General features: G+C 43.3%; 29 protein-coding genes and 1 tRNA gene. 6 read left to right on the top strand and 24 right to left on the bottom strand.

Annotated elements, in window-relative coordinates; all coding sequences use genetic code 11:
• Window positions 1–126: 126 nt before the first annotated feature.
• From VLA77_01925 to umuD, 3 genes are read right to left on the bottom strand one after another with little or no spacing between them, the layout of a single operon-like run.
• Window positions 127–1,410 (bottom strand): Y-family DNA polymerase, encoded by a 1,284-nt coding sequence (locus VLA77_01925; GenBank protein HSE29321.1) that lies wholly within the window; start codon window positions 1,408–1,410, stop codon window positions 127–129.
• Window positions 1,398–1,844, bottom strand: a complete 447-nt coding sequence (locus VLA77_01920; GenBank protein HSE29320.1) for a pyridoxamine 5'-phosphate oxidase family protein — start codon at window positions 1,842–1,844, stop codon at window positions 1,398–1,400. The genes VLA77_01925 and VLA77_01920 overlap by 13 nt, the downstream gene beginning before the upstream one ends.
• A 7-nt stretch (window positions 1,845–1,851) precedes the next feature.
• Window positions 1,852–2,262: a translesion error-prone DNA polymerase V autoproteolytic subunit gene (gene umuD, locus VLA77_01915; GenBank protein ID HSE29319.1), complete on the bottom strand. Its 411-nt coding sequence runs from the start codon at window positions 2,260–2,262 to the stop codon at window positions 1,852–1,854.
• Between the two features lie 124 nt (window positions 2,263–2,386).
• Here umuD and VLA77_01910 point away from each other — a divergent pair, with 124 nt between their 5' ends.
• The 4 genes from VLA77_01910 (at window position 2,387) to VLA77_01895 (ending at window position 5,364) form a co-directional block, all read left to right on the top strand.
• A complete protein-coding gene (locus tag VLA77_01910; GenBank protein ID HSE29318.1) occupies window positions 2,387–3,799 on the top strand; it encodes a PKD domain-containing protein in 1,413 nt (470 codons plus the stop codon).
• A 68-nt stretch (window positions 3,800–3,867) separates the two neighbouring features.
• On the top strand, window positions 3,868–4,083 hold the full coding sequence (locus VLA77_01905; protein HSE29317.1) for a hypothetical protein: 216 nt from the start codon (window positions 3,868–3,870) through the stop codon (window positions 4,081–4,083).
• 76 nt (window positions 4,084–4,159) lie between these two features.
• A complete protein-coding gene (locus tag VLA77_01900) occupies window positions 4,160–4,372 on the top strand; it encodes a hypothetical protein (GenBank protein ID HSE29316.1) in 213 nt (70 codons plus the stop codon).
• Window positions 4,373–4,440: 68 nt separating this feature from the next.
• The gene (locus tag VLA77_01895) at window positions 4,441–5,364 is read left to right on the top strand and encodes a hypothetical protein (protein ID HSE29315.1); all 924 of its coding nucleotides are present in this window, start codon (window positions 4,441–4,443) and stop codon (window positions 5,362–5,364) included.
• On the opposite strand, the gene VLA77_01890 is transcribed toward VLA77_01895, so the two are convergent.
• The 4 genes from VLA77_01890 to VLA77_01875 are packed head-to-tail and all read right to left on the bottom strand — an operon-like array spanning window position 5,342 to window position 10,156.
• Window positions 5,342–7,489: an ATP-binding protein gene (locus VLA77_01890; GenBank protein HSE29314.1), complete on the bottom strand. Its 2,148-nt coding sequence runs from the start codon at window positions 7,487–7,489 to the stop codon at window positions 5,342–5,344. The two genes, VLA77_01895 and VLA77_01890, sit on opposite strands and share 23 nt — an antisense overlap.
• Before the next feature lie 47 nt (window positions 7,490–7,536).
• A complete protein-coding gene (locus tag VLA77_01885; protein HSE29313.1) occupies window positions 7,537–8,823 on the bottom strand; it encodes a hypothetical protein in 1,287 nt (428 codons plus the stop codon).
• A gap of 2 nt (window positions 8,824–8,825) precedes the next feature.
• Window positions 8,826–9,938, bottom strand: coding sequence for a type III PLP-dependent enzyme (locus VLA77_01880; protein HSE29312.1), 1,113 nt, complete (start codon window positions 9,936–9,938; stop codon window positions 8,826–8,828).
• Window positions 9,938–10,156, bottom strand: coding sequence for a hypothetical protein (locus tag VLA77_01875; GenBank protein HSE29311.1), 219 nt, complete (start codon window positions 10,154–10,156; stop codon window positions 9,938–9,940). Before VLA77_01875 ends, VLA77_01880 begins: the two co-directional genes overlap by 1 nt.
• 136 nt (window positions 10,157–10,292) lie before the next feature.
• Between VLA77_01875 and VLA77_01870 the strand changes: the two genes are divergently transcribed.
• Window positions 10,293–10,679, top strand: a complete 387-nt coding sequence (locus tag VLA77_01870; GenBank protein ID HSE29310.1) for a response regulator — start codon at window positions 10,293–10,295, stop codon at window positions 10,677–10,679.
• Here the strand turns inward: VLA77_01870 and VLA77_01865 are convergent.
• Genes VLA77_01865 through VLA77_01855 form a run of 3 tightly spaced genes read right to left on the bottom strand, consistent with a single transcriptional unit; the run spans window position 10,676 to window position 13,014 of the window.
• Window positions 10,676–10,933 (bottom strand): hypothetical protein, encoded by a 258-nt coding sequence (locus VLA77_01865; protein ID HSE29309.1) that lies wholly within the window; start codon window positions 10,931–10,933, stop codon window positions 10,676–10,678. The two genes, VLA77_01870 and VLA77_01865, sit on opposite strands and share 4 nt — an antisense overlap.
• A gap of 31 nt (window positions 10,934–10,964) precedes the next feature.
• Window positions 10,965–11,765, bottom strand: a complete 801-nt coding sequence (locus VLA77_01860; GenBank protein HSE29308.1) for a bifunctional 5,10-methylenetetrahydrofolate dehydrogenase/5,10-methenyltetrahydrofolate cyclohydrolase — start codon at window positions 11,763–11,765, stop codon at window positions 10,965–10,967.
• A 37-nt stretch (window positions 11,766–11,802) separates the two neighbouring features.
• A complete protein-coding gene (locus tag VLA77_01855; GenBank protein HSE29307.1) occupies window positions 11,803–13,014 on the bottom strand; it encodes an L-histidine N(alpha)-methyltransferase in 1,212 nt (403 codons plus the stop codon).
• Between the two features lie 151 nt (window positions 13,015–13,165).
• On the opposite strand from VLA77_01855, the gene VLA77_01850 reads away from it, so the two are divergent.
• On the top strand, window positions 13,166–13,582 hold the full coding sequence (locus VLA77_01850; protein HSE29306.1) for a hypothetical protein: 417 nt from the start codon (window positions 13,166–13,168) through the stop codon (window positions 13,580–13,582).
• Here the strand turns inward: VLA77_01850 and VLA77_01845 are convergent.
• From VLA77_01845 to dnaK, 14 genes are all read right to left on the bottom strand, one after another.
• Complete coding sequence (locus VLA77_01845; GenBank protein HSE29305.1) at window positions 13,559–13,831, bottom strand: DUF2277 domain-containing protein; 273 nt, start codon at window positions 13,829–13,831, stop codon at window positions 13,559–13,561. The genes VLA77_01850 and VLA77_01845 overlap by 24 nt on opposite strands.
• 40 nt (window positions 13,832–13,871) lie before the next feature.
• Complete coding sequence (locus tag VLA77_01840) at window positions 13,872–14,066, bottom strand: PspC domain-containing protein (protein ID HSE29304.1); 195 nt, start codon at window positions 14,064–14,066, stop codon at window positions 13,872–13,874.
• A gap of 3 nt (window positions 14,067–14,069) precedes the next feature.
• Window positions 14,070–14,993, bottom strand: a complete 924-nt coding sequence (locus tag VLA77_01835) for an NAD(P)-dependent oxidoreductase (GenBank protein ID HSE29303.1) — start codon at window positions 14,991–14,993, stop codon at window positions 14,070–14,072.
• 93 nt (window positions 14,994–15,086) lie between these two features.
• Window positions 15,087–15,163, bottom strand: a tRNA-Lys gene (locus tag VLA77_01830).
• A gap of 55 nt (window positions 15,164–15,218) precedes the next feature.
• Window positions 15,219–15,701: a hypothetical protein gene (locus tag VLA77_01825; protein ID HSE29302.1), complete on the bottom strand. Its 483-nt coding sequence runs from the start codon at window positions 15,699–15,701 to the stop codon at window positions 15,219–15,221.
• 37 nt (window positions 15,702–15,738) lie between these two features.
• On the bottom strand, window positions 15,739–16,644 hold the full coding sequence (gene rimK / locus VLA77_01820) for a 30S ribosomal protein S6--L-glutamate ligase (GenBank protein HSE29301.1): 906 nt from the start codon (window positions 16,642–16,644) through the stop codon (window positions 15,739–15,741).
• Window positions 16,641–17,087, bottom strand: coding sequence for a RimK/LysX family protein (locus VLA77_01815; GenBank protein ID HSE29300.1), 447 nt, complete (start codon window positions 17,085–17,087; stop codon window positions 16,641–16,643). The genes rimK and VLA77_01815 overlap by 4 nt, the downstream gene beginning before the upstream one ends.
• Window positions 17,084–18,028, bottom strand: a complete 945-nt coding sequence (locus VLA77_01810) for a hypothetical protein (protein ID HSE29299.1) — start codon at window positions 18,026–18,028, stop codon at window positions 17,084–17,086. Before VLA77_01810 ends, VLA77_01815 begins: the two co-directional genes overlap by 4 nt.
• A 48-nt stretch (window positions 18,029–18,076) precedes the next feature.
• Window positions 18,077–19,276 carry a glycosyltransferase family 4 protein gene (locus VLA77_01805; GenBank protein HSE29298.1) on the bottom strand — a complete coding sequence of 400 codons (1,200 nt, stop codon included), beginning with the start codon at window positions 19,274–19,276 and terminating at the stop codon, window positions 18,077–18,079.
• 117 nt (window positions 19,277–19,393) lie between these two features.
• Window positions 19,394–20,923 (bottom strand): hypothetical protein, encoded by a 1,530-nt coding sequence (locus tag VLA77_01800; protein ID HSE29297.1) that lies wholly within the window; start codon window positions 20,921–20,923, stop codon window positions 19,394–19,396.
• A gap of 64 nt (window positions 20,924–20,987) precedes the next feature.
• Window positions 20,988–22,091 carry a molecular chaperone DnaJ gene (dnaJ, locus tag VLA77_01795; protein HSE29296.1) on the bottom strand — a complete coding sequence of 368 codons (1,104 nt, stop codon included), beginning with the start codon at window positions 22,089–22,091 and terminating at the stop codon, window positions 20,988–20,990.
• A gap of 9 nt (window positions 22,092–22,100) precedes the next feature.
• Window positions 22,101–22,391: a hypothetical protein gene (locus tag VLA77_01790; GenBank protein HSE29295.1), complete on the bottom strand. Its 291-nt coding sequence runs from the start codon at window positions 22,389–22,391 to the stop codon at window positions 22,101–22,103.
• A gap of 14 nt (window positions 22,392–22,405) precedes the next feature.
• A complete protein-coding gene (locus tag VLA77_01785; protein ID HSE29294.1) occupies window positions 22,406–22,801 on the bottom strand; it encodes an NUDIX hydrolase in 396 nt (131 codons plus the stop codon).
• Window positions 22,801–24,684 (bottom strand): molecular chaperone DnaK, encoded by a 1,884-nt coding sequence (gene dnaK, locus VLA77_01780; protein HSE29293.1) that lies wholly within the window; start codon window positions 24,682–24,684, stop codon window positions 22,801–22,803. Before dnaK ends, VLA77_01785 begins: the two co-directional genes overlap by 1 nt.
• Window positions 24,685–24,705 lie beyond the last annotated feature (21 nt).

Raw genomic sequence — 24,705 nt, 5'->3', positions numbered from 1 at the left:
GAACCGCTCGAACAACCCAGTGCATTTCTACCTCCGGTTGACTAGTTTCCCAGAAATATTTTATACAACATTTCTTATAAAAAAGCAAGATAAGTTTATGCAAACGATGGCCGGTCCCAACACAACTTAGCGTTTAATAACTGGTAATTCCGACCAACTTGTTGTATAGGCCGGGCTTTTTAGCTGCTTTCGACTAAACCAGTAAGTTCGCATTGGGTCCTCACTAGCATGGCGAACCAACCGCGCCCCGACCGATCTATTTATTAAATCGACGGTTTGCATGAGTTTTATATGCTTGTCTAATTTTTTGGTATCGGCACCCAACTCAAGCTGGCGTGCGCTTTCAGGCAACAGGTTGGTTAGAGTCACGCCGGCTTTTTTATATCCAAAATCTTGATCATAAACTTTTTGTAGCCCTTGCAGAGCGGAGTTTATAAGTTGGCCAGTGTGATTGGTGGGCGGCATCAATTTAACTTCAAGGGAGCCACCGCTGCGAACTTCGGCGTGTTTCGATCCGTACAAAAAGACTGTAATTGAGCCAGCGATCTCTTTTTTATCACGCAATTTTGCCGCTGCCTGAGCCGTAAAAGTAGCAATCGCTGCTTCGAGCTCAAAATAATTACGTATCGTGTGTCCAAAGCTTCGACTCCGAGTCATGGTCTTTTGCAACTCATCGTTCACATCTAAACTTATGCAGCTTTCGCCACGGAGTTCACGAACTGTTTTGACTCCCCTAATACTCAGCTGATTCTGCGCCCATGTTAGATCGGCCTTGCTTAAATCGTAAGCGGTGCGAATACCTCGTCCTATCAATTTTGGCGCCGTTCGCCAGCCAACACCCCAAACATCACCAACCGGCAGCCATCTTAAAAGCCGTTCGCGCTCGCTATCGTTACCAGCCACACTAAAGGCGCCTTGCACGTCTGGGTTCTTTTTGGCAAAATCAGCCGCCGCTTTGGCCAGCGTTTTGCTCGGCGCGATTCCGACAGATACTGGAATTCCAATATTTTTAAAAACTCTAGCGCTAAGCTGCCGACCCCACTCCGAGTAATCTTTAATCGGCAAACCCGAAATTTCCAAAAAAGATTCATCCACCGAATAAACTTCAATGTTAGGAGATTCTTGCTTTAAAATCTGCACAACACGCTGCGAAAAATCTCCATAAAGCGCAAAGTTCCCCGAAAAAAGCGTAACGTTATTACGAGTCAAAATATCACGCATTTCAAAATACGGCGCGCCCATTTTTACGCCCATAGCTTTAACCTCGTTGCTACGCGCGACTATGCAGCCATCGTTATTACTTAAAACGCAGACCGGCTTATTCCATAAATCTGGTCTAAAAACGCGCTCACAACTTACAAAAAAGTTATTGCAATCAACTAGAGCGTAAATCGGTTTTACAGCCGCCATTCTTGTTTCGGCTCATCTGGAAAATCTTTAGGACTGAACAGCTGTATATGATCTGGCATTAAACGATAGACTTTTTTACCAGACGACCCGTCGATCACGCTGGATACAAACTTTTCATCACGATCATGTTTTTTTGCATAGCTTTTTAAGGCGCGCTCAAGTTCCGCGTCGTCGTCGACCGTCCCAGCCACGCCTTCAAATTGCAAGCCAACAACCGGCCAATCCGTCTTTATGGCCACTGCAGCAGCCGCTTGAGGGTTGTTTGAAATCTCTTGGCTATGTCGGCAATCTGTATCGCTCACCCAATATAGGTTTAAGTTTTCATCAGCGTCAAAAAGAACCGTACAGACCCAAGGCTTGCCATCTTGAATGGTCGCTAACTGCGTAACTTGGCCTTGTAGAACATAACTTTTAATAAGATCTTGTAAATTCATAATTTAATTATACTCGCGTTTTATGAATTACGTAGGTTACAACACCCCATATACTAGCCTCCGCGGCTTCGTGTAGCGAAATTGGTGGGTAGTCTGGATTGGCAGCAATCAACCAGGCTTTGGTTCTGCCTTCGGTTTTAAGGTGTTTTAAAGTAAACTCACCATCTACAGCCGCTATTACAATATCGCCATTTTTTGGATTTAAAGATTTGTCGATAACCACGATATCACCCCCGTTAATTCCGGCGCCTACCATCGAGTCTCCTTCGACCCTTACATAAAAAGTGCTGATTGGATTCTTGACAATCAAATCGTTAAGATCGAGAGCCACGCCACGCGCATCTTCTGCCGGGTTAGGAAACCCAGCCCTAACAGGGGTAGAAATTATCTTAGCAAAGTTCGTCAAGTCTTTTTTCACAATTTTTATTATACCTCATTAACAGATGAAAATCTGTGGAAAAACATGATTTTACTCATTAGCATAGTTGACATTATTAAGGTTTAATGTTACTATAAAACAAATCTTAAACGAGGTGTTCAAGGTGAATTTTATTAAAAAATTGTTTAAACCAAAGATGTTTGCGTTAGGCCTAACTATGGCCGTTGCTGGATTGCTTGGTTACAATACATTAACTCAAAGCGTTGTTCACGCTCTTCCGCAAGACTGTGACGACAACTCTATTATTTGGTGTGGTTTTCAAAACCTTAACGAATTTAAGAGTAAGTACAACACTAACGCCACTAAGGACTTAAAAAACCTTTACGCACATAACTTTAACAGTAGCGTTGCAAATGGCGGTTTAAGCCAAGCCGACTTAGATCGTTATGTTAGCCAAGGCGTTCAAGGCTGGGCATGGCGCGATGGTCGCGTGACTTCAATGGACGGTAACACCGTTTACATGACTAACGCATGGAGCCTTGGTCGCCAAGACCGCCAAGACCCACGTCGTGTCGCAATTAAAGTTGGCACCGAAACTTACTACAAGAGCATATTAGAAGTTGGCTTTGCTCCTACAACTCAAAAAATCCCAGTGTTCATTTTGTTCAACGACGACGGTGAAGTAGAATTCGCTGCAATGAACAGCTGTGGTAACCCAGTTTGGGGTAAAAACGTTAAACCTGAATACAAATGTAAATCTTTGTCTGCCGACAAGATCAATCGCAACACATTCAAGTTTAAAACTGACACCTACGAAAAAAACAATGCTAACATCACAAAAGTTGAGTACGACTTTGGTGACGGTAATAAAAAAGAAGTTACTAACAAGAGCGAGATGTTCGCCTACCAACACAGCTACACCAAGGCTGGTAAATACACTGTAAAAGTTACAGTTACCGTAACTTTGCCAGGCAACAAAACTAAAACCTTTACTAGTGAGTACTGTGTTACCGAAGTAACTGTCGAAGAAGAAAAAGTTCCTGTATACGCCTGCGACACTCTAAGCGCTAAATTAATTAGCGGCAAACGCAAATACTTGTTTGAACTACAAGCTACCGCTAAAGACGGCGCAAAACTAAACAAAGTCGACTTTGACTTTGGTGACGGCCAAGCTGCAAACAACATCAAACCTGCTGTTGAAACTGGCAAAATCTTAGTAAAAGTTGAGCACGAATACGACGCAAAGCTAACTGGTAAAAAAGTTATTAAAGCCAAGCTAGACTTTAGCGTAGCCAACGGTGTGCAAAGCAAACAATGTCAGGTCGAGATCGAGCTTCGTGAGTATACCTGCGAGGATACCCCAAACGCGCCTGAATGTCAGCCTCCTGTAGAGGAATGTAAGCCCGGAATCCCTAAGGGTGATGACGCCTGTAAGGAAATCCTACCAAAAGAGATCGTTAAAACCGGTCCTGCCGAAATCGCAATGAGCGCTCTAGGCCTTGGTAGCGTAGCTGGTGCTGGTATGTACTACCGCGCAAGCCGCAAAAACCTACTAGACAAAATCTTTAAGCGATAATAACTGACCGCTCTAAGCAACTACGGCCGCCCCTGTGAATGGGGCGGTTTTAGTTGTATAATAAACATATGAGTCGTAAAAATAAGAAGCGTGATAGAAAGTATTCCGGTGCAGATGCAGCTGCTTCTAAACCTAACATCACTCGAGTTACTGCCGTAGTGCGGTCGCCGCTGGGTGAATGGTGGCACGAGAACAAAAAGCGCGTAAAACTAATCGCTATGATTGCGGGTGGGATTGTTATTTTTGGGTATTTGATTTACGAGTTTATTCGCATTATTAATTGAAAATTTGGTTGTTACAGTTCATAATATATTGGGCTACAGAAAGTAGTCTTAATTTCGATACCCGAGGGAGAACTCGGTGGCAAAGTCGAAGCAATTCGGCGCCGGACAAAGCCAACCCCACATGGACGGGCGAGGTCAGTCTGGTCAGCCCCGTCGCGGAAGTAGCGGCGGCGGTCGAGGCAACGGCGCTGGTGGTCACGGTGGCGGTACGTTCATCGACCACCTACTGGGCCTTGGCTCCAGCAAGATGAGCCACGGCAAGGGTAAGGCCAAGAAGAAGCGCAGGTAGCTTCATCAGGCCCGATCAGCAAGACAAAGTCCTCACGCCCTTCGAAGAGGGCGTGAGGCAATCACAAAATGAAGACAATATTTTTTACAAAAAACTACAAACCCCACAACTGGGATATAGCTCATTTATATGAGCATATTGTCATTGCAAACCTTGAGGATACTTTAGCTAAAAAAGGGTTCGTACCAGACATTGACTTCTTTATCTTTGCCAACACATTTAGTGGCCACTTAATTAAGCTGTCGTTTGTTTTTTACGACGACAACACAATTAGTGTTTTTAAGGAATCCTTAAAAAACCTACAGCCACCCGAGGACGTCCAAATTACTGCAGCAATAAAAGAGGTTGAAGCAGAGGATGCATGCAGAATTAATTTTGAAATCGACGCCTTGAAGGATGCCTTGAATAAGCTTTACAACAACGACTGGCAAAAAACAAGTAACTTTAAAGACCCTCAGGACGCTGATCATGAAAATTTAGACTACTACAAGTTTATTCCTGCGCTTGAAAACTTTAATGGATTGCGGATTAAAATTAAATTACCTAAGACAGCTTATGGACAAAACGATGAGAATCTTGCAATTTTCACAAGGCTGTCGGTGATTTTAGCAGACACGATCAGTCGAGAGCTTCGTAAGAAAACATACGCCTACTGCAAAATGAGCGACACTCTACAAGAAAAAGAATCGACTACAGTTACTGCAGGGTATTTAATATCTAAAACCTTCAGCAAAAAAGAAGTTTTAAAACTAGCCCGTGAATCTATAACTCAAAAAAAACTACACCCTAAATACAAACAGATAAAAAATCACATTGCCGTATGGGCCAAAAACTACAAGCACGGATTTGATAAAGATAAAATAATTGAATTACTTAACAGTAGAACTTTAGATTTATTACTTAGTAGTATTAAGATTGACGTAAGTTTATCAAAGCCAACCCAAGACGAGATCAAACGGTGGAGGGAAATTAATTCTGATCAGTCTGAATAATTGAACTGGGTTTTTCTTTCAAACTACTCGGCAGCAAAAACCCAAACGTACTCCCCTTGCCTACTTTAGAGTCAAAAATTAAACTACCGCCCAGTGCGTTAACTACTTTTTTAGCCATAAACAGACCGATTCCAGTGCCATCTGGCCGAGCTTTTTTGGCATTATCAGCTCTAAAGAACTTACTAAATAATTTGTGGCGTTCAGCTTCGGGGACACCGATTCCGTTGTCTTTTACTTCTAGTTTATAGCCTTCGGGTAGCGCGGATAACCTGACCTCGACTTTGCCTTGAGGTCGGGTGTAAAAAATAGCGTTGTCTATAAAGTTCATGATTACCTGGTGGATTTTAGTCTCGTCCAAGTAAATCTCAGGGAAGTTTTGTGGCTTGTCGTAAATTAACTCAATGTCGCGGCGCTTCGCGGTTTCGCGCAGCTGTTTGACCTCTTGCTCGACAATATCCGCCAAATTAGATAACTTCCATTCAATTATAAACTTACCAGTTTGCAGGCGTGAAACATTTAAAAAATCACCGATCAAATAAACCATACGCTGAGTACTGCTAAAAGCCTGTTCCAACAACTCACGTTGCTGTGGAGTCACCCTACCCACATCGCCTTCTAAAACCATGCTAATGTACCCCTTGGCGCTCGTGAGCGGCGTTCGAAGCTGGTGCGAGGCCATGCTGATAAACTCATCTTTAATTTCGTCAAGCTTACGCAGCTTTTTATTGGTTTCACGAAGCTGAGCCGTAGCGTCTTCGACTTCTTGTTTAAGTTTTAGGTTAAAGTTTTGGATCTCCTCAAAATGCAACGCATTCTGCAAGGCAATAGCTAACTCCTGCGATACAGTGCTCAGAAGCCTTGTGTCGCGCGTCGTGTATGTTTGACCAGACTCTTTGTGTCCCAAAACAATATAGCCAATTACAGCGCTGGTTGATCTTAAACGCACAACTGCATCAACCTTGTTTTCTTTTATTACTCGCGGCAGCTTAGAATCCGAGTAATCATCGAATAAGATACAGTTCGTTTTAGGAAACGAGAATTCCTGGATAGTGTTAAGCAATTCCTGATCCTCGCCCGAATGTACGTTGTTTAAAATAAATCTAACAAAAGTCGGTTTTAGTGCCCGCGTTAAAATGTTTGAACTCTTTTGAATTATCAGATCAAGATCGATTGTGCGTGCTAATGCGCCGCTCAGGCTGTCAATGACATCTTGCGAGCTATATATATCCCTGAAAAACACACGCTTTGTTACTTTGTCAAAAACGCGTCTAATCAAAAGTAACAAGTAAAGTAGTAAGACCGTGCCAAGTGCCAAAATTATTACTTGACCAAAAGTCAATTTAACATTGGCAACATAACTTAAACCTAACACAATTGGAGTTATCACAAACACTGTCAAGATAAAAACTGTTATCAAATATGATAAAGCACGAATCACAAAAAAATGAATATCAAACAAGCCGCGATAAATCACGTAGAAAAACGAGAACATTGCAGCCAAAACCGCAGCCGGAATTAAATGTTGCGCGATTATACTCGCGGAAAAGTCGGATGTGTAAAAACTCGAAAATGTGACTAAAGCACCGACACTTGCCATCACAGTAATTAGAGTTATATCGCGCCGACGATCATTTTGATTTTTTGCATGCTTTAAATGCAAAATAATTTTAACTACTCCCGATGTTATGCAAAAAGCGCCAAAACCGATCAGCAGTCCATACCACAAGTCAAGCTTAGGAACGCCAATCCCCAAATAATCAATTTCGACATTCTGCACGTTATCGGATAAAAGCGTTATCAAACCGGTTAGAGTTCCGATGCTTACATACAGTAAATACTTGGGTTTTTGACCTGTATAAAGCCTAGCAAAAATCAAAAAGAATGCTGCCATCGGGCCAGCAAAAACAATCGAGGTCTGCAAAAACGCGACAGCAGCCGCATGATTAGCTGAGACAACCTGCGACAAAAACTGCATAGACTGCCAAATTCCCACAAAAAGCGAAAACAAAAAGAACCCAACATAAAGCGAGGTTCTTTTGCGCAATATAACCAAGCCGGCAATTACAAAAAAGCCTATGACCTCAATAAAATACAACAGCAGCAAAGTAAAGACTAAACCGTCCATTGCTGCCCAGTACGACAAAATAAGCTCATGCTTTAATTGTACATCAATTAAGCAGCAAGACACCAGTAATCGAGCTGGGCTGCCTTTTTTACTGGTTGAGTCAACAAAACGTTTTGCGATCGTCGGATCAAGAGCTCAGCGATTCGTGGAATATACATATCGGACAAGTTCGTTGATTCAAAAATCACATGCCAATCTGGATATTCTGTGCGACTTGCAAGCTCCAAGAATAAGTCGATAATACTCGACGAAAGCGCTAAACCCGCTTCACCACCACTTATCAGCTCAAAGAAATGAGCGACTTGCTTGCCGTTTTCTTTTGCACCCTGAATCGACTCCTTCAATACTGTCGAGTCGCAATCCATCCAGTCGTTATATTCCATGTTTGGCGCTAAAAATCCAAAACAAACCGCCTTACCATTAACAAATTTTACAGACGTTAAAACTTCGTCGCTGGTAACGTGCGCTTGAAAAAAGCTTTTTGTAACTTCCATCGAAATTGGGTGGTACGCACCTAAGACTTCGCCGAAACCCACCTCCGAGATCGCCCACAGGTCGTTGAGTAACCTTTGGTTCTCCATAAGTTCACGCGCCGTAAAAAGATAGGTTGCGTTGGAATCTTGTGACGGCTCGTCAGGTAAACTCTTCTCGGCTTTGTAAGCCTTCCAGGCTTCTGTTAGAGCATCAACGGGTTTAAGTCCAGTTTTTTCACCCATATACTCGCGTTCTGACTTAAAACTAAAGTCGTAAACGGCCATCCAGGATGTTTTGTTATCTGGTTTATCGATGCGCGGATCAGTAAATTCATAAACCTGTAGATCGCCAAAAAAGGCGAACTGCCTAGCTAGTTCTTGGCGCTTAAACTCAATATCAGCCTCCGATCCTTCGTGGAGTTGTTCAACCAAAATCCCAAAATCACCGCGCAAACCCTGACCTTCTAAAATTTGTGGCAACGAAAAATTTGCTTCGGCAACAGTATCTATCGGGATCGTTAACAACATCACCTCATGCTTTCCGACCATCTCCTTAGTCCGGATATCGTTATAGCGCGCCTCGTAGTCAAGCGGCACCAAAGCCGGCACTGTACGACCATCGATGTTACAAAGAATTGTGCGTTTGTCGCGAACGGCCCACTCATAAGCTTCTGGGTCTAAAATCCCAATTCGCCTAAAACCGTCGTTGGCCACGTCGCAAAATGCGCGGTAAGTTTCATAGTCTATCGGCGTTCCAATTTCTTTGTTTTCAACGTCGCGCTCTAGCTGGGATAATGGATCTGCAGCTTCATCAACCCGCTTAAATTCTTGATCTGTTGGGTCGTGAGTTACTATTTCCATTTTTACCTTTCCGAATCTATAAATACCCTTTTGGGAACACTAAAACCGTTAAAATCCGAGCCGTATACTACTGTGTACGCACCAGAATTTGGAAAACATATTTTGTCGCCAACCCCAACGTTATCAGGCAGGGTCATCTCTTCTGGAAAAACGTCTTGCGAGTCGCAGGTCGGGCCAGTCAAAACATAGTCTTTGGTCGATTCGCTTGTTTTATCCTGGCAATATGGCGGGTATGGGAAAGGTTTAAAACGTAGAGCACCTGCAAAGGCCTGGAAAATACCGGTATCTAAAAATAGCCAGGTTTTACCGCCGCGCTCTTCTTTACCGATCACACTAGTTATGATCATCGAAGATTCAGCCGCTAGATAACGTCCTGGCTCGGCGATAAATTTAATGTCATCGGCGTCAGCAATTGCAGCATTGACTTGTTCGGCAACCTGCTTAAAAGTCGTATCACCTTTGTGGTACTGCGCCGGAAAGCCACCACCAACATTGATCATATCGGCCTTTACACCGCTCTTTTGTGCATTTCTAATGATTTGAATACCGTTTTTAATTGCGCTTGTCCATTCGTTTAGGCCAGTTTGTTGGGAGCCAACATGAAACGCAATACCTTTAGCAGCCAATCCCAGTCGTTCGGCGTACTGTAAAAGTTCAGTTACATCTTCGGGCGCACAACCAAATTTAGTCGAAAGTGGAACAACACTGTGGCTATCATCCATTTTTACCCGAGCAAAAACTTCAAGCTTTTTGCCACTTTTAGCAAGTTTATCTAGCTCTTGTCTAGACTGAAAGGTAAATTTAACCACGCCTTTTTGTACGGCTTCATCTATGTTTTGTTGCGATTTGACAGGGTTATTAAAGGCGATCCTAGCTGGGTCTACACCAATATTTAAAAGTTTATCAATTTCGCCAATAGATGCGGCGTCAAACCCAGATACTTCTTCACCCACTACGCGCAGTACTTGGTCGTCTGGATAGGCTTTCATTGCATACGAAAGTTCAATTTTTGGCATTAACCGTTTAAAAGTTCGGCAGTGGTTTCGAATCACCCCAAGGTCTGTAAGCATAAATGGCGTTGGGGTCTGCGTATTTAAGTTGCTATTGTAACTCATTATCTAACTCCTTCTTGATCGGCAAAAGATGTAAATTTTACATTTGCAATATTGGCAGTCGATATAGTAAAGTTAGTTAGGTGCTTTTTAAGCGCATTGTAATTGCTGTCGATTTTTTTAAGATCGAATAAAAAATAAGGGGTAATGTATTCTAGACGTTCAATAAACTTGACGTTTAGATACTTGCTTTTTTTGGCATATTTCAGCATAACTGTCATTGATTTGACTGTTTTTAGGTATATCATACCTTCCTAAAAATTGCAATATCTAGAATTTATTATATAAATACACATCCAAAGTGTATGCGCTTATGCTCATGATTTTTTGGGATTTTTAGGTTATAATTAAATAACTATGAAAAACGACAAGCCTCTGAAAATCGCAATTATCGAAGATGACGATGTGATCGCCCAAATGTATCGAATGAAGTTTGCGAGCGAAGGTTTTGACGTTCAAGTTGCGTCTAACGGCAAACTGGGCGTTGACCTTTGCCAAGAAATGCAACCCGACATGATTTTATTAGATTTGAAAATGCCCGAAATGACCGGCGAACAAGCTTTGGCAAAAATTCGCGCAACAGATTGGGGCAGAACCATTCCGGTTATAATTTTGACAAACCTCGGCGAAGAGGAGGCCCCGAAAGAACTAAAAGACTTAAATGTTCATTCTTACATTGTTAAAGCTGATTTAACTCCAAGTCAGGTTACCCAAAAAGTCAAAGAAGCTTTGGGCGTAGCTTAGTTCATTACGCCGTTTTCGGGCTCTAAAAGCGGCTGATTTATGACTGGCTCACCAGGCTCATAACCGTTGGTTTGCCATATGTACGTGTTTTTTAGTAAATCCACCACGTCACCCGCAGCTTCGATTCCTTGACCTGTTACGACTAAAACTACCGCAGTAATCGCTGCCATTCCTAACTTTCGTCGCCTCTGAGCTTTATGTTCGAGGTCTTCTTTTAGCGGCGTTCTTTCGCTGTACCGTCGGTAAATATTCATACCGAACTTATATAACTTTTGCTTAGTTAAGTCAATTCAAGGAGGCTGCGCGGATCACATTATCAAACAAAGCACACACCGTTAACGGCCCAACGCCGCCCTTTTCGGGAGTAATGGTAAGATCATGACGCTCACGTGCAGCCGGATCAATATCACCTACGAGCTTCCCTTTATCTGTAGCCACGCCCGCGTCAACCACAACGGCGTCAATTTTAATCATGTCAGATTTTACAAGCCCTGGCGCACCGGCTGCGCTAATTAAAATATCCGCGTCGCGAATAACTTGTTCATTCCCAGAGGTCTCTTTTGTTACAACCGTAACATCCAAGTTAAGTTCTTTAAGCATTTTCTCAAGAGGAGCCCCAACCAAACGACCACGACCAACAATTACAATCTTTCTACCCCTAAGTTCAATATTATAGCCATCTAGCAACCACATAATCGAAAGTGCGGTAGCAGGTTGCAAAATTGCGTTTTTGCCCAAGCCATCGACATCCTTTTTAGGATCAACCGCGTTTAAAAGCTCTTCTGTCTGAGCGGGATCAGCAAGCGGCAGCTGGATAATTATCGCAGTCACATCGTTCGCCGCATTGAGTTTTTTGATCAGCTCCAAAGCCTCGCCTTGCCGAACAAAATGCTCCTCTACATCAATTAAAATATCGTTACCGTAAGCTTTTTTAAGCCGGACATAAGCCGCGATCCGCGCATCGTCAATAGTGCGAACAATCGCCAACTTAGGAAAGATTTGTTGCGACTGCCGCAACGCCCGCACCTGCCGAGCCTGCCGCTCCTTAATATAACCAGCCAACTCAAGACCGTCTAGAATTTTCATATAGTTATTTTAGCATTTTTACATCTGTTTAGCGAATTCAACGAGCATGCTTCAAGCTAGTGACGACTATCATAAACTCCCTATCCTGCGTCTGACTAGAGTGAATAACATCAAAACCATTATCGCTAAATTGATCAATTACTTCTTCGGCTGATTGATGCTTATAGTACCAAAGCATTATTACATCACCTTTTTTAAAGTCTACAGACTGTGTCAAATTGCAGGCTTCAATTTTAAAGTCAATGGTCAACGACACTCTTAATTCTACGCCAAGATACCTGCGCTGTAGCTTTTCATCAAACCCCATTACTACATTAAATAAGGAGTCGTCATCAATATTCAAGAGGTCGACAACAGTCCTGTAATTAGAGGCTAGTTTTTTCTCACCTCTGCTCCGCTCAAAGCTAAAAATACTCCTATTCCTAATAGTATCCAATTTCTGACTATGTATAAGATAGTCATCTGGACCCATGCTTCCGTACAGTACTCTCAATGCGTCATTCATTGATTGGAAATTACAAAGAGTTCCTCCTAAAAATAAAAGTAAATTTACAGACTTATCATTTTTATCCTTAGCAATTACCTCACTAAATCTTTCGTAAGTCACATCGCGAATATCGCCTTCAAAATTAAATCCAACGCCAAACCATTTTTTCAAATTTTTCTCGGCCAAAACCAGCATTTCTGGACTGGAATCGATTGCAATGTATCGCCCCATCCTGCCCTCTTTTATAAGATCAGCTATAAATTCTCGAACCGGCTCTGCATTTCCAGGTCCAACATCAATAACATTTATTTTATATCCATTCGTGATCGAATCTATGTAACTTTTAGTCATCTTCATGAGAGCGCTTTCAGGAAGCGACCCGTATTCGCTAAGTCTAATCTTAACTTGTCTATCCCAATACGCTGCGCCTTGCCCGTGGTAGTTATAAGACCACGGCAACTCTTTATTAACGCTTAAAGACTTTACGATATCCAAGACTTGCTCAGGAGAAAAACGGGCATAAAACTCAGGTTTTGGCGTTACGATTTTGTGGCTAAGCTTATTAACGTACTTCTTCCTATCCTCCAACAGTTCCTCGATGACTTTCGAGTTCTTATTCGTTGCAGCTATAAATGACTTACCCGAATCCTCAATCATTGATAAATCTAGTTTGCCGTTTTTTGCAGCTTCCACCCACTTGCCAACAGTAGTTTGAGAGACGTTATATCTTTTAGCTAGTTCATGATTTCTGAAGTACTGCATGAGATTCTACAACTTTGTTATTGACATGACTTATTTTATGAATATATCATTTACTTAAGCAACTGGTAAATGCTGTAAATATTATCTACAGATATCAAGAGTAGCACAAACTGTAAAAAATTTCATTCTACTGCTAGACCGAGGAGGGTACGTGAGGCCGCGTTCAGATGTAATTGTTGTTGCTAACAGATCTAAAATGATTGAAGAATTGATATCGCAAATTCTAACATACATACCCCATGGTCAGGTCGCCGTAATTTGTGACCGACCTCACGCCCTATTATCGGTGATGCGCAAAAAATGGAAGCTTCAAGACCGTAAACTCAAAGTTGACCGCGCCAGCACTTTAGATAAAACCAAGATCGAGCTTATTTCTCAGCAAATTTCAATGCGCGAATCCCTGAAATTCAGCGCCGGCTCCTCGGGTCAAGCGGGTGTTCGCTTCATGAAGTCGCATCAAAACGACAATCGAACTAAACAGATTTTTTGTGACGTCCAAGAAGGCGCCGACATCCCAAACGGCGCGACACACATTAAAGTTAAATTACCTACCCCCAAACCTCTTTAAAGCCCGCTCGTGCGCTTTTTTAGCTTCTTCTTCGCGATTATGCGGGTGGGCTTTGGTTTTTAGGTGATCCAGCAAATGCTGCGACGCGTGTGCGACTTCTTTAACTGCATCTTCAAAAGCCTCTCTGTTAACCTCTGACGGCTCGTGGAAACCGGATATTTTACGAACATACTGTAAAGCTGCCGCAAAAACCTCGTCATCGGTTGCCGGCGGATCAAAATTATATAAGGTCTTAATATTCCTGCACATGCTTTAATATTAACAAAAACCCGCACTTGGCGGGTAATCGCTATTTTGCTGGTGCTTGCGGCACCACAGCCACGCCAATTAAATAAGCCAGCACTCCCGGGAATACACCCGTAAAGATTGTAACAATTACCCAAAGTAGTCGAATGATTGTTGAGTCTACGTTTAGGTATTCGGCGATTCCACCGCAAAGGCCGGAAATTTTCTTATCGCGATTAGAAAGATACAGGTGTTTCATAATTTAATAATTTACTACATATTCATCGTCTTGGCTATTTAAAATTTTAATAATCGACCTAGTGACAATGTCGCTCGTCATTTTATTTGCCCTATGAGTGTTAAACGCCGAGCTGGAGTTTGAGCAATAAAAATTGCTAAATGATATTTTTTGAAACTCAGGATTTTTAGGTGTCCAATCTAAGAATCCTCTGATTCTGCCGTTCTTTAGCTCCGCCAAAAGCGCTTCTTCATCTGTCACGGCAATGTTCAACGACGTTACGATTGCACCATTTTTTAACATCTTCAGTTTGTCGGCATTAACGTAATCTTCACCGGCAGCAGCCGAGACACAAAACAACACGATATCGCTAGTTTTTAAGAGTTGGTTAAGATTTTGTTTTTTGAATTTCACATTCTTGACGCTTTTACTCCAATAAACTACGTTTGCGCCAATTGCATCAAAAAGCCGAGCAGCTTCCAAACCAATGTGCCCTAGGCCAATTACTCCCACTTTAAGCTCGCTGATTTCTTTTACGGTATTAAAAGTTTTGTCACCCATTTTGCCTAATCCAAACAGATCGCGGTTCATCGCCAAACCAGTACTTAATAACCATTCCGCAACTGCCTTGGCATTAATATGCGGCGCGTTAGTAATTTTTATGCCCATACTGAGCGCCTCGCGCCACCCAGGCACGAACTGTCGCCAGTCGGTTGCGGCAACCGAAATCACCTTAAGATTGTCAAAGCTTTTAACAACGCCATCGCTCACACGCTCGTCACCGCCCAAAATATAGCCATCTTTGCCCTTTAGAGCCGATATAAGCTCTTGTTCGGTGGCACGCAACTTATCTAAGCGCTCCACAAATATATTAGCGTCATTAAGCTGTTTAACGTGTTCGTCGAAAATAAATAAGCTATCAGTTACCAGGATTTTCTTTTTAGACACGACTGAAGTATAAAATCATATGCTATAAGATAAAAACTGTCTCATTTTCTAGACAACAAAAAACTCCCTGCACAGGAGCTTTTTGATAAATTCTGGAGGGACCACTGGGACTTGAACCCAGGACACCCTGCTTAAAAGGCAGGTGCTCTAACCAGCTGAGCTATGGTCCCGCGTAGTTTTGCACTAACAAAACAGAAGAATTTTACCATTTTTGATCTGTTTTTGTCAATGCCCGTGTTTCTTGGCTGGTTTATTACCTCTTACAAATAAGGTATCAGCAACCGCCAAAATCAAACCTATCACAATTATAATGCTTTGATTTAAACTAAACCACTGATAAGTCTGTAACGATGGACCATCCAGATTCAAAGCCTCACCGAGTGGCTGCAACAAAAACACCAACGCCAAGACCGCAAAAGCTAATGAACCAATTATTCGCATCCACATTGCGCTGTAAGTTGGACCGCTAACCAACAGAATAATCGCTGGCGTGATTACTAAAAGTAACTCCACAAGTGTTGATAGTGGAATAAACTGAACCGAAACACCGTTGGATTCAAGCAGCGTGGTTACGATATTTGCAAAATTTGCGCTAATCAGTGACCCGGCAGCAAGTGCCAAACCAAGGACTCCAAACGAGCGCTTAGTTAAGAATGCTAAGGCAAATAAGGCTACGCCTATCCCGGCTAAAAAAATTGTAGCAGGCATAAGCACATATTAACACCAGCTGAGCAATTTTACGATCTTAGGCGCCAATGCGATCTTTTTTACTGCGTCGTTTGGCGTTTAGCTCAATATATTCAATTATTTTTTCGGCGACATTGCGGCCGGTTGTGCGTTCCACGCCCTCAAGTCCCGGTGATGAATTCACCTCAAGCACTAATGGGCCACGGTCCGATCGCATCATATCTACACCGCAAACTGGTAGCCCGGTTGCGCGCGCCGCTTTAATTGCAGTATGGCGCTCTTCGTCGGTAATTTTAATTGGCTTGCCTACTCCGCCTTGATGAATATTAGAACGAAAATCTTCATCCAAACTTTGACGCATGTAACTCGCCACAACCCTATTTCCAACTACTACAGCCCTAATATCTGTGCCAGCAGATTCTTTTACAAATTCCTGAACCAAAAAGTTCACACCTTCCACATAAAATGCCTGCATTACCGCCTTAGCGGCTTTGTTGGTCTCGGCCAAAACCACACCGTTTCCCTGAGTACCGCGCGTAACCTTAACAATTAACGGCGCGCCGCCTAGCTGTGCAATCACGTCGTCAAAGGCAGAGGTCTCACTGGCGAAAAGCGTTTTTGGGACACCTACCCCAGCTCGCGCCAAAAGCTGCATGGATCGCAGTTTGTCACGGGATCGCGAGATGGCAATCGAGCTTGCAGTTGTAAAAACACCCTGCATCTCGAACTGGCGCACAATTGCCGTACCATACTTGGTATAACTTTGCGCAATGCGCGGGATTATGGCATCATAACCACCTAAATCCTCACCCTCGTACCGCACAATCGGATTACTTTGCTCAACGGTGCCATAACATTCAGTATAATTAATAATATCAACTTCGTGACCACGTTTTTTTGCCTCATTAAAAATTCGCGTTGTTGCAACGCTTTCAGGCTCTCGTGATAGAATTCCGATTTTCATAATCCACGCGTCTCCTCGTCGTCGGTTGGACCTTCGCCGGTTTTTACATCCACTAAAAAGTCTCCTAACGCAATTAATTTTCGCCCAATTAGGGCAGGATATATCATTTTTGATCTGTCGTTAAGACTTATTCTGATTGAATATGTTTTTTCGTGCAAAACAAGATCAGTCACGATCATATAGCGCAGCTGGACACCATTCGCACTTTTGATTTCGGTGTAAAGATACTCATCGCTATAAAATATTTTGCCAGTATAACCAGGGCGATTTGTATTTAAAAGTACGAATTCGATGACTTTTTTGCCATCTTTCTCGATCTCTTTTACGAACTCGCAATCTAACGACGAAGTGTATGCACCGGTATCAACTTTAGCCAAAACATCTGTCAAGCCAAATTCTGGAAAGCTAATCTTTTCGCTCTTACCTAAAATCGGTCGATTCATTTTTTACCTTTGACCCGTTCGCCGATCATCTTTAAAAAATCCGTCAGCTTATCTTGATATTCAATCGCCTGTTCGCCACGACTTACCGCAATCACTCCAGGCATGCCGTTCGCCTCAAACATTCGCCAACCATTTGGCGTCAGTCCAAAGTCTACAGAATACAGCCTAAATTTGCCATACCTTTGTAAAACTTTATCAATATTGGAGCAAATCTGCAGTAAATCATCTGGCAGATCACTTATATTTAATAATCGATTTTCACCCCCGTATCCAAGGTTAGACTTAAAACCACCCTCGGGCGGAGTCCTAAGCGTCGCTGCAATGGGTTGACCGTTGGCCAGCACAACTCTAACATCATGACGTTTGTCGGTGATCCCAGGCACACCAGCGCTGGTCTCTATAAATTCCTGAACAATAAGCGGGAATTTTAGATTAGTATTGTACGCATCGCGCTTTAAGCCCACAAAAACACCATCACCAGAACTACCCTCGATCTCCTTAACTGCCACCATTTCGCTTGGAACAGAGTCAATTGCGTCTCTAAGTTCTTGTGCGCTTTGCACGTTTAAGGTTTTAGGATGAAACTCGCTCAAAACCTCGTAGGTTTTATTTTTGGACCAGCATATTTCATTGAGCTCGCGAGTGTTTACCGTTAGAACCTTCCCGTCATCAATAAAGTGATCTTTATTCCAAACCATATCAACGGTTATTTCACCGCGCTCTTCAAAATCAAAGTTATCGCCATCCTTTACTGGATGCCAGTGTTTACTGAACTTTCCCTGACCTAAATATGTGCTTTGGCCAACCAAAATCGCAGGATAAATCCCCTTTTGTTCAAGTTTTAAGCCAATCTCAATATAGGCCTGTCGATAGTGCGGCGCCTTAAATTCAAAGTAATTATCGCGTTTTTCTCGGAAAATTCCAACAATCGGCTTGTCCATGTGGCATATTGTACGATTAAGTAATTTTTTATCAATAGTATTTTACAATTAACAGACTGGTGGAGGTGGGGTTTTACCCTTATTTAGGGCAATTACCGTTCTATAGCGCTCCACATAACACTTCGCCACCAGCTCAGCCGAGAACTTACGTTTTACGGACTCGCGGCAAGCGACTGGATCAATCTGATCGACCATTTGTGTGTATTTTTTGAACTCTCGATAATTTTTGGCCAAAAATCCATTTACGCCGTGATCGATTATTTCTGGTAGCGCACCGCGATCCATAGAAACTACCGGAGTTCCGCAGGCTAACGCCTCTATCGCGGCCATTCCAAATGGCTCGTCCCACTGTATCGGGAACAAAAGCGCTTTGGCCTTGCTTATAAACCTAAGTTTGTGTTCACCTGCAACTTCGCCAACGTATTCAATATTATCGGCGACGTGTGGAAAAATCCGATCACTGTAATACCGAAAGTCCACAGTTCCTCTAAAATCGCTTAATGGATTCGCTAGCTCCATACTTAGTTTACGTGGGGATGTAATCCCTGCAACAGCACCAGCCATTTTTAACTTGTAATCTAGGTCTTGGCAGACTTTAACGGCGATCGCCTGACCTTTCTCTGGATGGAATCTTGCGAGTGTAATAAAGTAGTCACTCTTTTTTTGCACAAACGGAAACTGTTCAACGTTAATCATGTTGTGCACAACTGGCAGCAAGCGTGGCTTTAACTCTTTTGGAGCAGCGTCGGCCAAGGCTTGCGAAATCGGTACAAAGTGTACATTAGCCGTACCAAATCTTCGCCACATTCGCATGTTGTCTGGGATTCCCATAGCAATACGATCCGGGGTCGTAAAGCATGGGCCATGAATTGTGTGAACGACTGGCGGCAAACTTTTGTCGGCGAAAGCAAAAGCTAACGGACCTAAAAAGTTATTGTGGTCATGGATTACATCAAAACCACCATCCTCACGGATGGTGTTAATAGCTTCCAACATGTGCGCCACGCTAATTGGCAAAGAATCATACTGAGGTTTATGTATATATTCATACTGCCCAGTTTTATAAACCCAATGGTTTTTATCGGTTTTTAGAGTTGTGTCGCCGGTCGCGAACAGCTCAATTTTAACACCCAGCTTCATAAGTTCTGGAATAAGCGCATATAGGACATTCTCAATCCCGCCATAACCTGCAGGCGGAATCGGAAGCCACGGCGGCGCTATCATTGCTACACGTAGTTGTTTTGACATTCTAATTTTCTCCCTCCTCTTACATACGGTGCAAGACAGCACATTGTTTCAAAAATGCCCAAGAACACCTTAAGTAAGATAAGCTACTAAAAGTATACCAGCAACAAGTTTTAAAAATCAAGTTAACTTTTTTGGTAAGCGCTCGATTATACTTTTTACATTTTCCTGTTGTAGAATCTCGTCTTCCAATGCTTTAACTTCGCCTAAAACTGGTTGAATTGGCTGCTCGGAGTGGCGGTAATTTATGATATTAATAATTGCCGAGATCGTCCAAGCTTGTCCCTGCTCAGGTAACTCTGCGGCGGCGAATTCGTGCAAAGTGGGCTCATCAGGATTTTCCTGACGGTAGTGGTATTTTGGTCTACCTAAGCGATCTACGTAATAAAACTCGTAAAATTCACCGGATTTACCTACCGCATGCAAGACGCAGTCGTCTAATAAATTAGCTAGTCTATAAAAACCATGGTTTCGTAATCCTAGGGCAATCGCGTGTGTATGCTTTGGCCAACTCACATAACTACCATGGTAGTCGGCGTAGCTTACAAGATCAGCATACTTGAGCGAGCGTATCCGCGGGCCAACAATTGTCATGAATTCTTCGCTAAACAGCTTTTTTACCAGCGCCTCTATATGAGACCACATTCGATAGTGGGGCGTTAACCTGAGCATGCCACTTCCAAGCAAAAGCGCCGAATTGGAAGAGAGTGCGCTGACAAAACGGGTCTTGCCGTTAGTACTTCGATCCAACCCCATTGCAAAGTACTTTTCATCGTCCATCCACATGCGCTCGAGCGTGTTGTTGCGCACTATACTCGCTAAATGGCGCCAGCTGTTAGCCTCGCCGCCATCGAGTGCCACGAGCTCAGCGGCTGCGCGGAGAGCATCATACGCATGGCCTTGCAACTCTATCGCTGCAACGCCGCTATCGCTATTGGCAATCGTTCCATCTTTGTGCAAATACGACAAGCTCGAATCCGCCCAAGCCTGGTTGTAGAGCCCTTCGGGATTTATACGTCTAAATTCAAATAACTTCCACGACGACGCCGTGATTTTTTCGACAAACCAAGAGGTTGCCTGACGAACGTACTCACGTAAAGTCATCTGATCGTTGCCCATCCTTGAGCTTATTTTGTAGTCTAATATTTCCAGACCATAAAGCTCGCAGTATTTATGAACTAAACTCACGAACCGTGGCGTGGCGTCAAACGAACCATAGTAGAGCATGTCCTTGTCGGTGCCGCCCCAATGTGGTGCTAGTTTTTTAAAGGCTGTCTGAGCGGCTTTAGGCACAAGTTTGCCGCTAAAATATAGAGATCTGTATTCGTGATGGATCTTGCCTTGTTCTTCTTCGCTGACCAAATTAAATTCGCGCCCCTGTAAAAAGGCCAAAAGCAGAATAATCTCTTTGGCAAGCGCCTGATTTACCTCGAGTATGTCTTCGGCGACTACGACAGAATCGCGACCAAAAACCGCATACTGATAATTAGGCCCGATGCTAGCATAAATTCCATAACCTTTTTGAGCTCGGACAATACTTAAAAATTCATGCACAAGCTCTGCGCTGTTGGTTTTATAAAACCGTAAAATCTTGTCCCGGCGCTGAGTATGGGTTAGCCTGTTCCAGTGATTTGCGCCAATTATCGACATACTTTAAGTATACGACGAAAAGCTTGAGCTTAAAAATATACGCCTGCCGACCCCCGCTCTGTAGCTAAGAAAAGAACCCGCGCTTGCTCGCCCCGTTAAATTCCTCAAGCAGCTGTTTTTGCTTTTTACTTAGCTTTGTTGGAGTTTCAACATAAATGGTGACAATGTGATCGCCTCTGTTTCCGCTGCGCAAGTTTGGCGCGCCATGATGTGGCAATTTAAAGTCAGTTCCGCCCTGTGTGCCTGCTGGGATTTTCATGGTTATTTCGCCATCCACGGTGTCAACTTCAACCTCACCCCCTAAGGCAGCAGTTACCATGTCGATCTTTTCGCTGCTAATAATTAAGTTGCCCTCGCGGGTGAACTTTTTGTGCGGCTTAACTTTTACACTTACGTATAAATCGCCTTTTTCGCCACCCTGTACTGCTTGACCACGACCGTTTAGGCGAATTGTTGCGCCGTCATCAATTCCGGCCGGGATTTTAAGCTTAAGCTCTTGATCTTCGCGGGTAATTCCGCGACCGTTACAAGCCGAGCAAGCTTTTTCAGGAATCTTACCGCGCCCATTACAGGTGGTACATTCTGTGGTTTGCTGGATTTGTCCAAAAATCGTATTCATTGCTCGGTTAATTTGTCCGCTACCATGGCAGGTTGTGCAGTTGCGTAAGTTGTACCCGATCTCAGCACCATCACCCTTACAACGCTTACAAACATCTTCGGTGTTTAGCTCGATCTTCTTTTCTACACCGAAAATCGCTTCTTCAAAAGTTAGCGTTATATTTACACTTAAATCTTGTCCGCGCCTGGTGCGTCGTCGATCACCGCCACCCGAGCCACCACCAAAAAACTGACCAAAGATATCACCCAGACCCAAATCATCAAAGTTAATATTTTGATATTGGTACCCACCTGCGCCGCCGAATGGATTTCCTCCTCCGCCTCCGCCAGCGTTCCCGCCAACCCCAGCATGACCAAACTGATCATACCTCTGGCGTTTTTCGGGATTACTTAAAACTTCGTAGGCTTCGTTGGCTTCTTTAAATTTAACTTCGTCACCACCTTTGTCAGGGTGATACTTAACGGCAGCCTTACGAAAAGCTTTTTTAATCTCATCAGCCGAGGCTGACTTTGTAATACCTAAAATTTCGTAATAATCGCGCTTACTCACCAAAAACTCCTAATTGTACAGTAAAATTCCAACAATAATCAGCGTATAGACCGTTAACCACATTACTTGAGCTAAAATGACCGGCCTCAGTTTATAAACAATACCATATGTCAAAAACACAATCGAGTATGCGCAAAAACCGATCCAAGACCAAAGCGCCAAGCCCTCAACCTGATGTGTTGTATGTATAGAAATAACTTGCGGTAAACCAAACAAAGGCCCTACTACAGCCATAACGTTCACTATTTTATTTAAAAAAGTGTGTTTGCCATTTTTTGGAACGTGAGCGTGTGCTGCCATAATTTTATTCTACCTTAACCGGCGTTGCTAATTACAAAATCTTTGTATGAACCAACGTTTACGGCTCCACTTTTAATGTCGGCTATTTTTTGCCACTGAGCGATTTCGAAGCTTGGATCAGGCGCCGACGGTAAATTGAAGTCAGCGTGCGCTATGTATCCTAAAACAACTTTGCCGTTTTCGTGAAGCCAAAAATCTTCGTGTAGCACTTTTAAGTCGTAGTCTACGCCAGTTTCTTCTTTAAATTCGCGCAAAACCGCTTCGTCTGGGTTTTCACCTTGCTCCAAATGCCCACCCGGCAGCCCGTAAGCGTTTGCTCCGAGCTGCGGGTATTTCATCACCAAAACCTTTGAGCCATCTTGCGAATATATCGCAATCTTACAACTAACCGAATGGGTCGCGCTAGTCATTATTTTTTCTCGTCTACAACTTCACCTTCAACTGGTTCATCTTTTTTACCTTCGGATGGCTCCTCGGTTTTCGCTTCTTTTTGCGCATTCTCGTACATTTTAGCACCAATAGGCATGATCTTGTCGTTTAGATCTTTTTGTGCTTTTTCGATCTCATCTTTGTCGGTCGAATTTTCGTGTTTTTTAGCCTCAGTTACAGCTTCTTCAATCGTTTTTTTGTCGTCATCGCTAATTTTATCGGCATTGTCTGCTACCAACTTTTCGGCTTGGTAAATCGTTTGCGCAAGCATGTTTTTAGCGTCTACGGCTTCGCGCTTCTTTTTGTCTTCTTCGGCGTGAGCTTCGGCCTCTTTTTGCGCCTTTTCAATGTCGTCCTTGCTTAAGTTACCGCTGTTTTGGATCGTAATGCTTTGTTCTTTACCAGTGCCTTTGTCTTTCGCCGTAACGTTCAAAATCCCGTTGGCGTCTAGGTTAAAGGTAACTTCAATCTGTGGAACACCACGCGGCGCTGGCGCGATGCCATCTAGTACAAACTTACCAAGCGATTTGTTATCAGCGGCCATCTCGCGCTCACCTTGCAAAACGTGGATTTCTACCTGTGGCTGATTGTCGGCAGCCGTGCTAAACACCTCGGACTTGCTCGTAGGAATTGTGCTGTTGCGCTCGATTAATTTTGTAGTAACGCTGCCCATGGTTTCGATTCCAAGGCTCAACGGAGTTACATCCAAAAGCAACACATCTTTTACATCACCGGCCAAAACTCCACCTTGAATCGCAGCACCAATCGCTACAACTTCATCTGGGTTAACGCCTTTTAGCGGCTCTTTGCCAAAGATCTTTTTAACTTTTTCAACAACTGCCGGCATACGAGTCATACCACCAACAAGAACAATCTCGTTGATGTCACTCGCGCTCAATCCTGCGTCTTTTAGGGCTTTTTCGCAGGGGGCAACTGTTTTTTCGATCAAGTCGGCAACTAGCTCTTCGAGTTTTGCGCGAGTTAATTTGGTTTCAAAGTGCTTTGGACCATCGGCGTCAGCAGTCAAGAACGGCAAGTTAATCTCGGTCTCGTTTGTGCTCGAAAGTTCCTTTTTAGCTTTTTCGGCCTCGTCTTTTAATCGCTGCATGGCTGCGTTGTCGCCCTTAAGGTCAACACCGTGCTCTTTTTTGAACTCTTCCATAAAGTAGTTCATAATGCGGTTGTCAAAGTCTTCACCACCTAAGTGAGTGTCCCCGTTAGTGCTTTTAACTTCAAATACGCCGTCGCCAAGTTCCAAGATAGAGACGTCAAACGTACCACCACCAAGGTCGAATACAGCAATTTTTTCTTCTTTTTTCTTCTCGAGTCCATAAGCCAAGGCTGCAGCAGTTGGTTCGTTAATAATACGTTTAACCTCAAGGCCGGCAATTTTACCAGCGTCTTTTGTAGCTTGGCGCTGGCTATCATCAAAGTAGGCCGGAACTGTAATAACGGCTTCGGTAACTTTTTCGCCCAAAAAGGCTTCGGCATCTGCTTTGAGTTTTGCCAAAATCATGGCGCTAACTTCTTCGGGGCTATATTCTTTGTCGCCCATTTTTACTTTTACGCCGTCGCCAGCTTTTACGATTTCGTAAGGCATTAGGTGCAGGTCTTTTTGAATTTCATCGCTGTCAAACTTGCGGCCGATCAAACGCTTTACACCATAAATTGTATTTTTTGCGTTAGTTACGCGTTGACGTTGAGCAACTTGGCCTACGAGGCGCTCGCCGTTTTTATTGATCGCAACCACACTAGGAGTCGTGCGATTTCCTTCGGCGTTTGTAATAACCTCAGGCTTGCCTGCAACCAAGTAAGCCATCGCGCTGTTAGTTGTACCTAAGTCGATTCCAATAATTTTTCCCATAACTTCTCCTACTTACTTATA

It is taken from the genome of Candidatus Saccharimonadales bacterium (assembly GCA_035457485.1).
GTDB lineage: Bacteria > Patescibacteriota > Saccharimonadia > Saccharimonadales > EFPC-124 > DATIBO01.
This window is presented reverse-complemented; position numbering and strand designations above follow the sequence as displayed.

Excerpts from the sequence above, each read along its gene's own strand:
- VLA77_01925 (HSE29321.1), bottom strand. The coding sequence starts at position 1,410 with ATGGCGGCTGTAAAACCGATTTACGCTCTAGTTGATTGCAATAACTTT.
- VLA77_01920 (HSE29320.1), bottom strand. The coding sequence starts at position 1,844 with ATGAATTTACAAGATCTTATTAAAAGTTATGTTCTACAAGGCCAAGTT.
- VLA77_01905 (HSE29317.1), top strand. The coding sequence starts at position 3,868 with ATGAGTCGTAAAAATAAGAAGCGTGATAGAAAGTATTCCGGTGCAGAT.
- VLA77_01895 (HSE29315.1), top strand. The coding sequence starts at position 4,441 with ATGAAGACAATATTTTTTACAAAAAACTACAAACCCCACAACTGGGAT.
- VLA77_01890 (HSE29314.1), bottom strand. The coding sequence starts at position 7,489 with ATGGACGGTTTAGTCTTTACTTTGCTGCTGTTGTATTTTATTGAGGTC.
- VLA77_01885 (HSE29313.1), bottom strand. The coding sequence starts at position 8,823 with ATGGAAATAGTAACTCACGACCCAACAGATCAAGAATTTAAGCGGGTT.
- VLA77_01880 (HSE29312.1), bottom strand. The coding sequence starts at position 9,938 with ATGAGTTACAATAGCAACTTAAATACGCAGACCCCAACGCCATTTATG.
- VLA77_01875 (HSE29311.1), bottom strand. The coding sequence starts at position 10,156 with ATGACAGTTATGCTGAAATATGCCAAAAAAAGCAAGTATCTAAACGTC.
- VLA77_01870 (HSE29310.1), top strand. The coding sequence starts at position 10,293 with ATGAAAAACGACAAGCCTCTGAAAATCGCAATTATCGAAGATGACGAT.
- VLA77_01865 (HSE29309.1), bottom strand. The coding sequence starts at position 10,933 with ATGAATATTTACCGACGGTACAGCGAAAGAACGCCGCTAAAAGAAGAC.
- VLA77_01860 (HSE29308.1), bottom strand. The coding sequence starts at position 11,765 with ATGAAAATTCTAGACGGTCTTGAGTTGGCTGGTTATATTAAGGAGCGG.
- VLA77_01855 (HSE29307.1), bottom strand. The coding sequence starts at position 13,014 with ATGCAGTACTTCAGAAATCATGAACTAGCTAAAAGATATAACGTCTCT.
- VLA77_01845 (HSE29305.1), bottom strand. The coding sequence starts at position 13,831 with ATGTGCAGGAATATTAAGACCTTATATAATTTTGATCCGCCGGCAACC.
- VLA77_01840 (HSE29304.1), bottom strand. The coding sequence starts at position 14,066 with ATGAAACACCTGTATCTTTCTAATCGCGATAAGAAAATTTCCGGCCTT.
- VLA77_01825 (HSE29302.1), bottom strand. The coding sequence starts at position 15,701 with ATGCCTGCTACAATTTTTTTAGCCGGGATAGGCGTAGCCTTATTTGCC.
- rimK (HSE29301.1), bottom strand. The coding sequence starts at position 16,644 with ATGAAAATCGGAATTCTATCACGAGAGCCTGAAAGCGTTGCAACAACG.
- VLA77_01815 (HSE29300.1), bottom strand. The coding sequence starts at position 17,087 with ATGAATCGACCGATTTTAGGTAAGAGCGAAAAGATTAGCTTTCCAGAA.
- VLA77_01810 (HSE29299.1), bottom strand. The coding sequence starts at position 18,028 with ATGGACAAGCCGATTGTTGGAATTTTCCGAGAAAAACGCGATAATTAC.
- VLA77_01805 (HSE29298.1), bottom strand. The coding sequence starts at position 19,276 with ATGTCAAAACAACTACGTGTAGCAATGATAGCGCCGCCGTGGCTTCCG.
- VLA77_01800 (HSE29297.1), bottom strand. The coding sequence starts at position 20,923 with ATGTCGATAATTGGCGCAAATCACTGGAACAGGCTAACCCATACTCAG.
- VLA77_01790 (HSE29295.1), bottom strand. The coding sequence starts at position 22,391 with ATGGCAGCACACGCTCACGTTCCAAAAAATGGCAAACACACTTTTTTA.
- VLA77_01785 (HSE29294.1), bottom strand. The coding sequence starts at position 22,801 with ATGACTAGCGCGACCCATTCGGTTAGTTGTAAGATTGCGATATATTCG.
- dnaK (HSE29293.1), bottom strand. The coding sequence starts at position 24,684 with ATGGGAAAAATTATTGGAATCGACTTAGGTACAACTAACAGCGCGATG.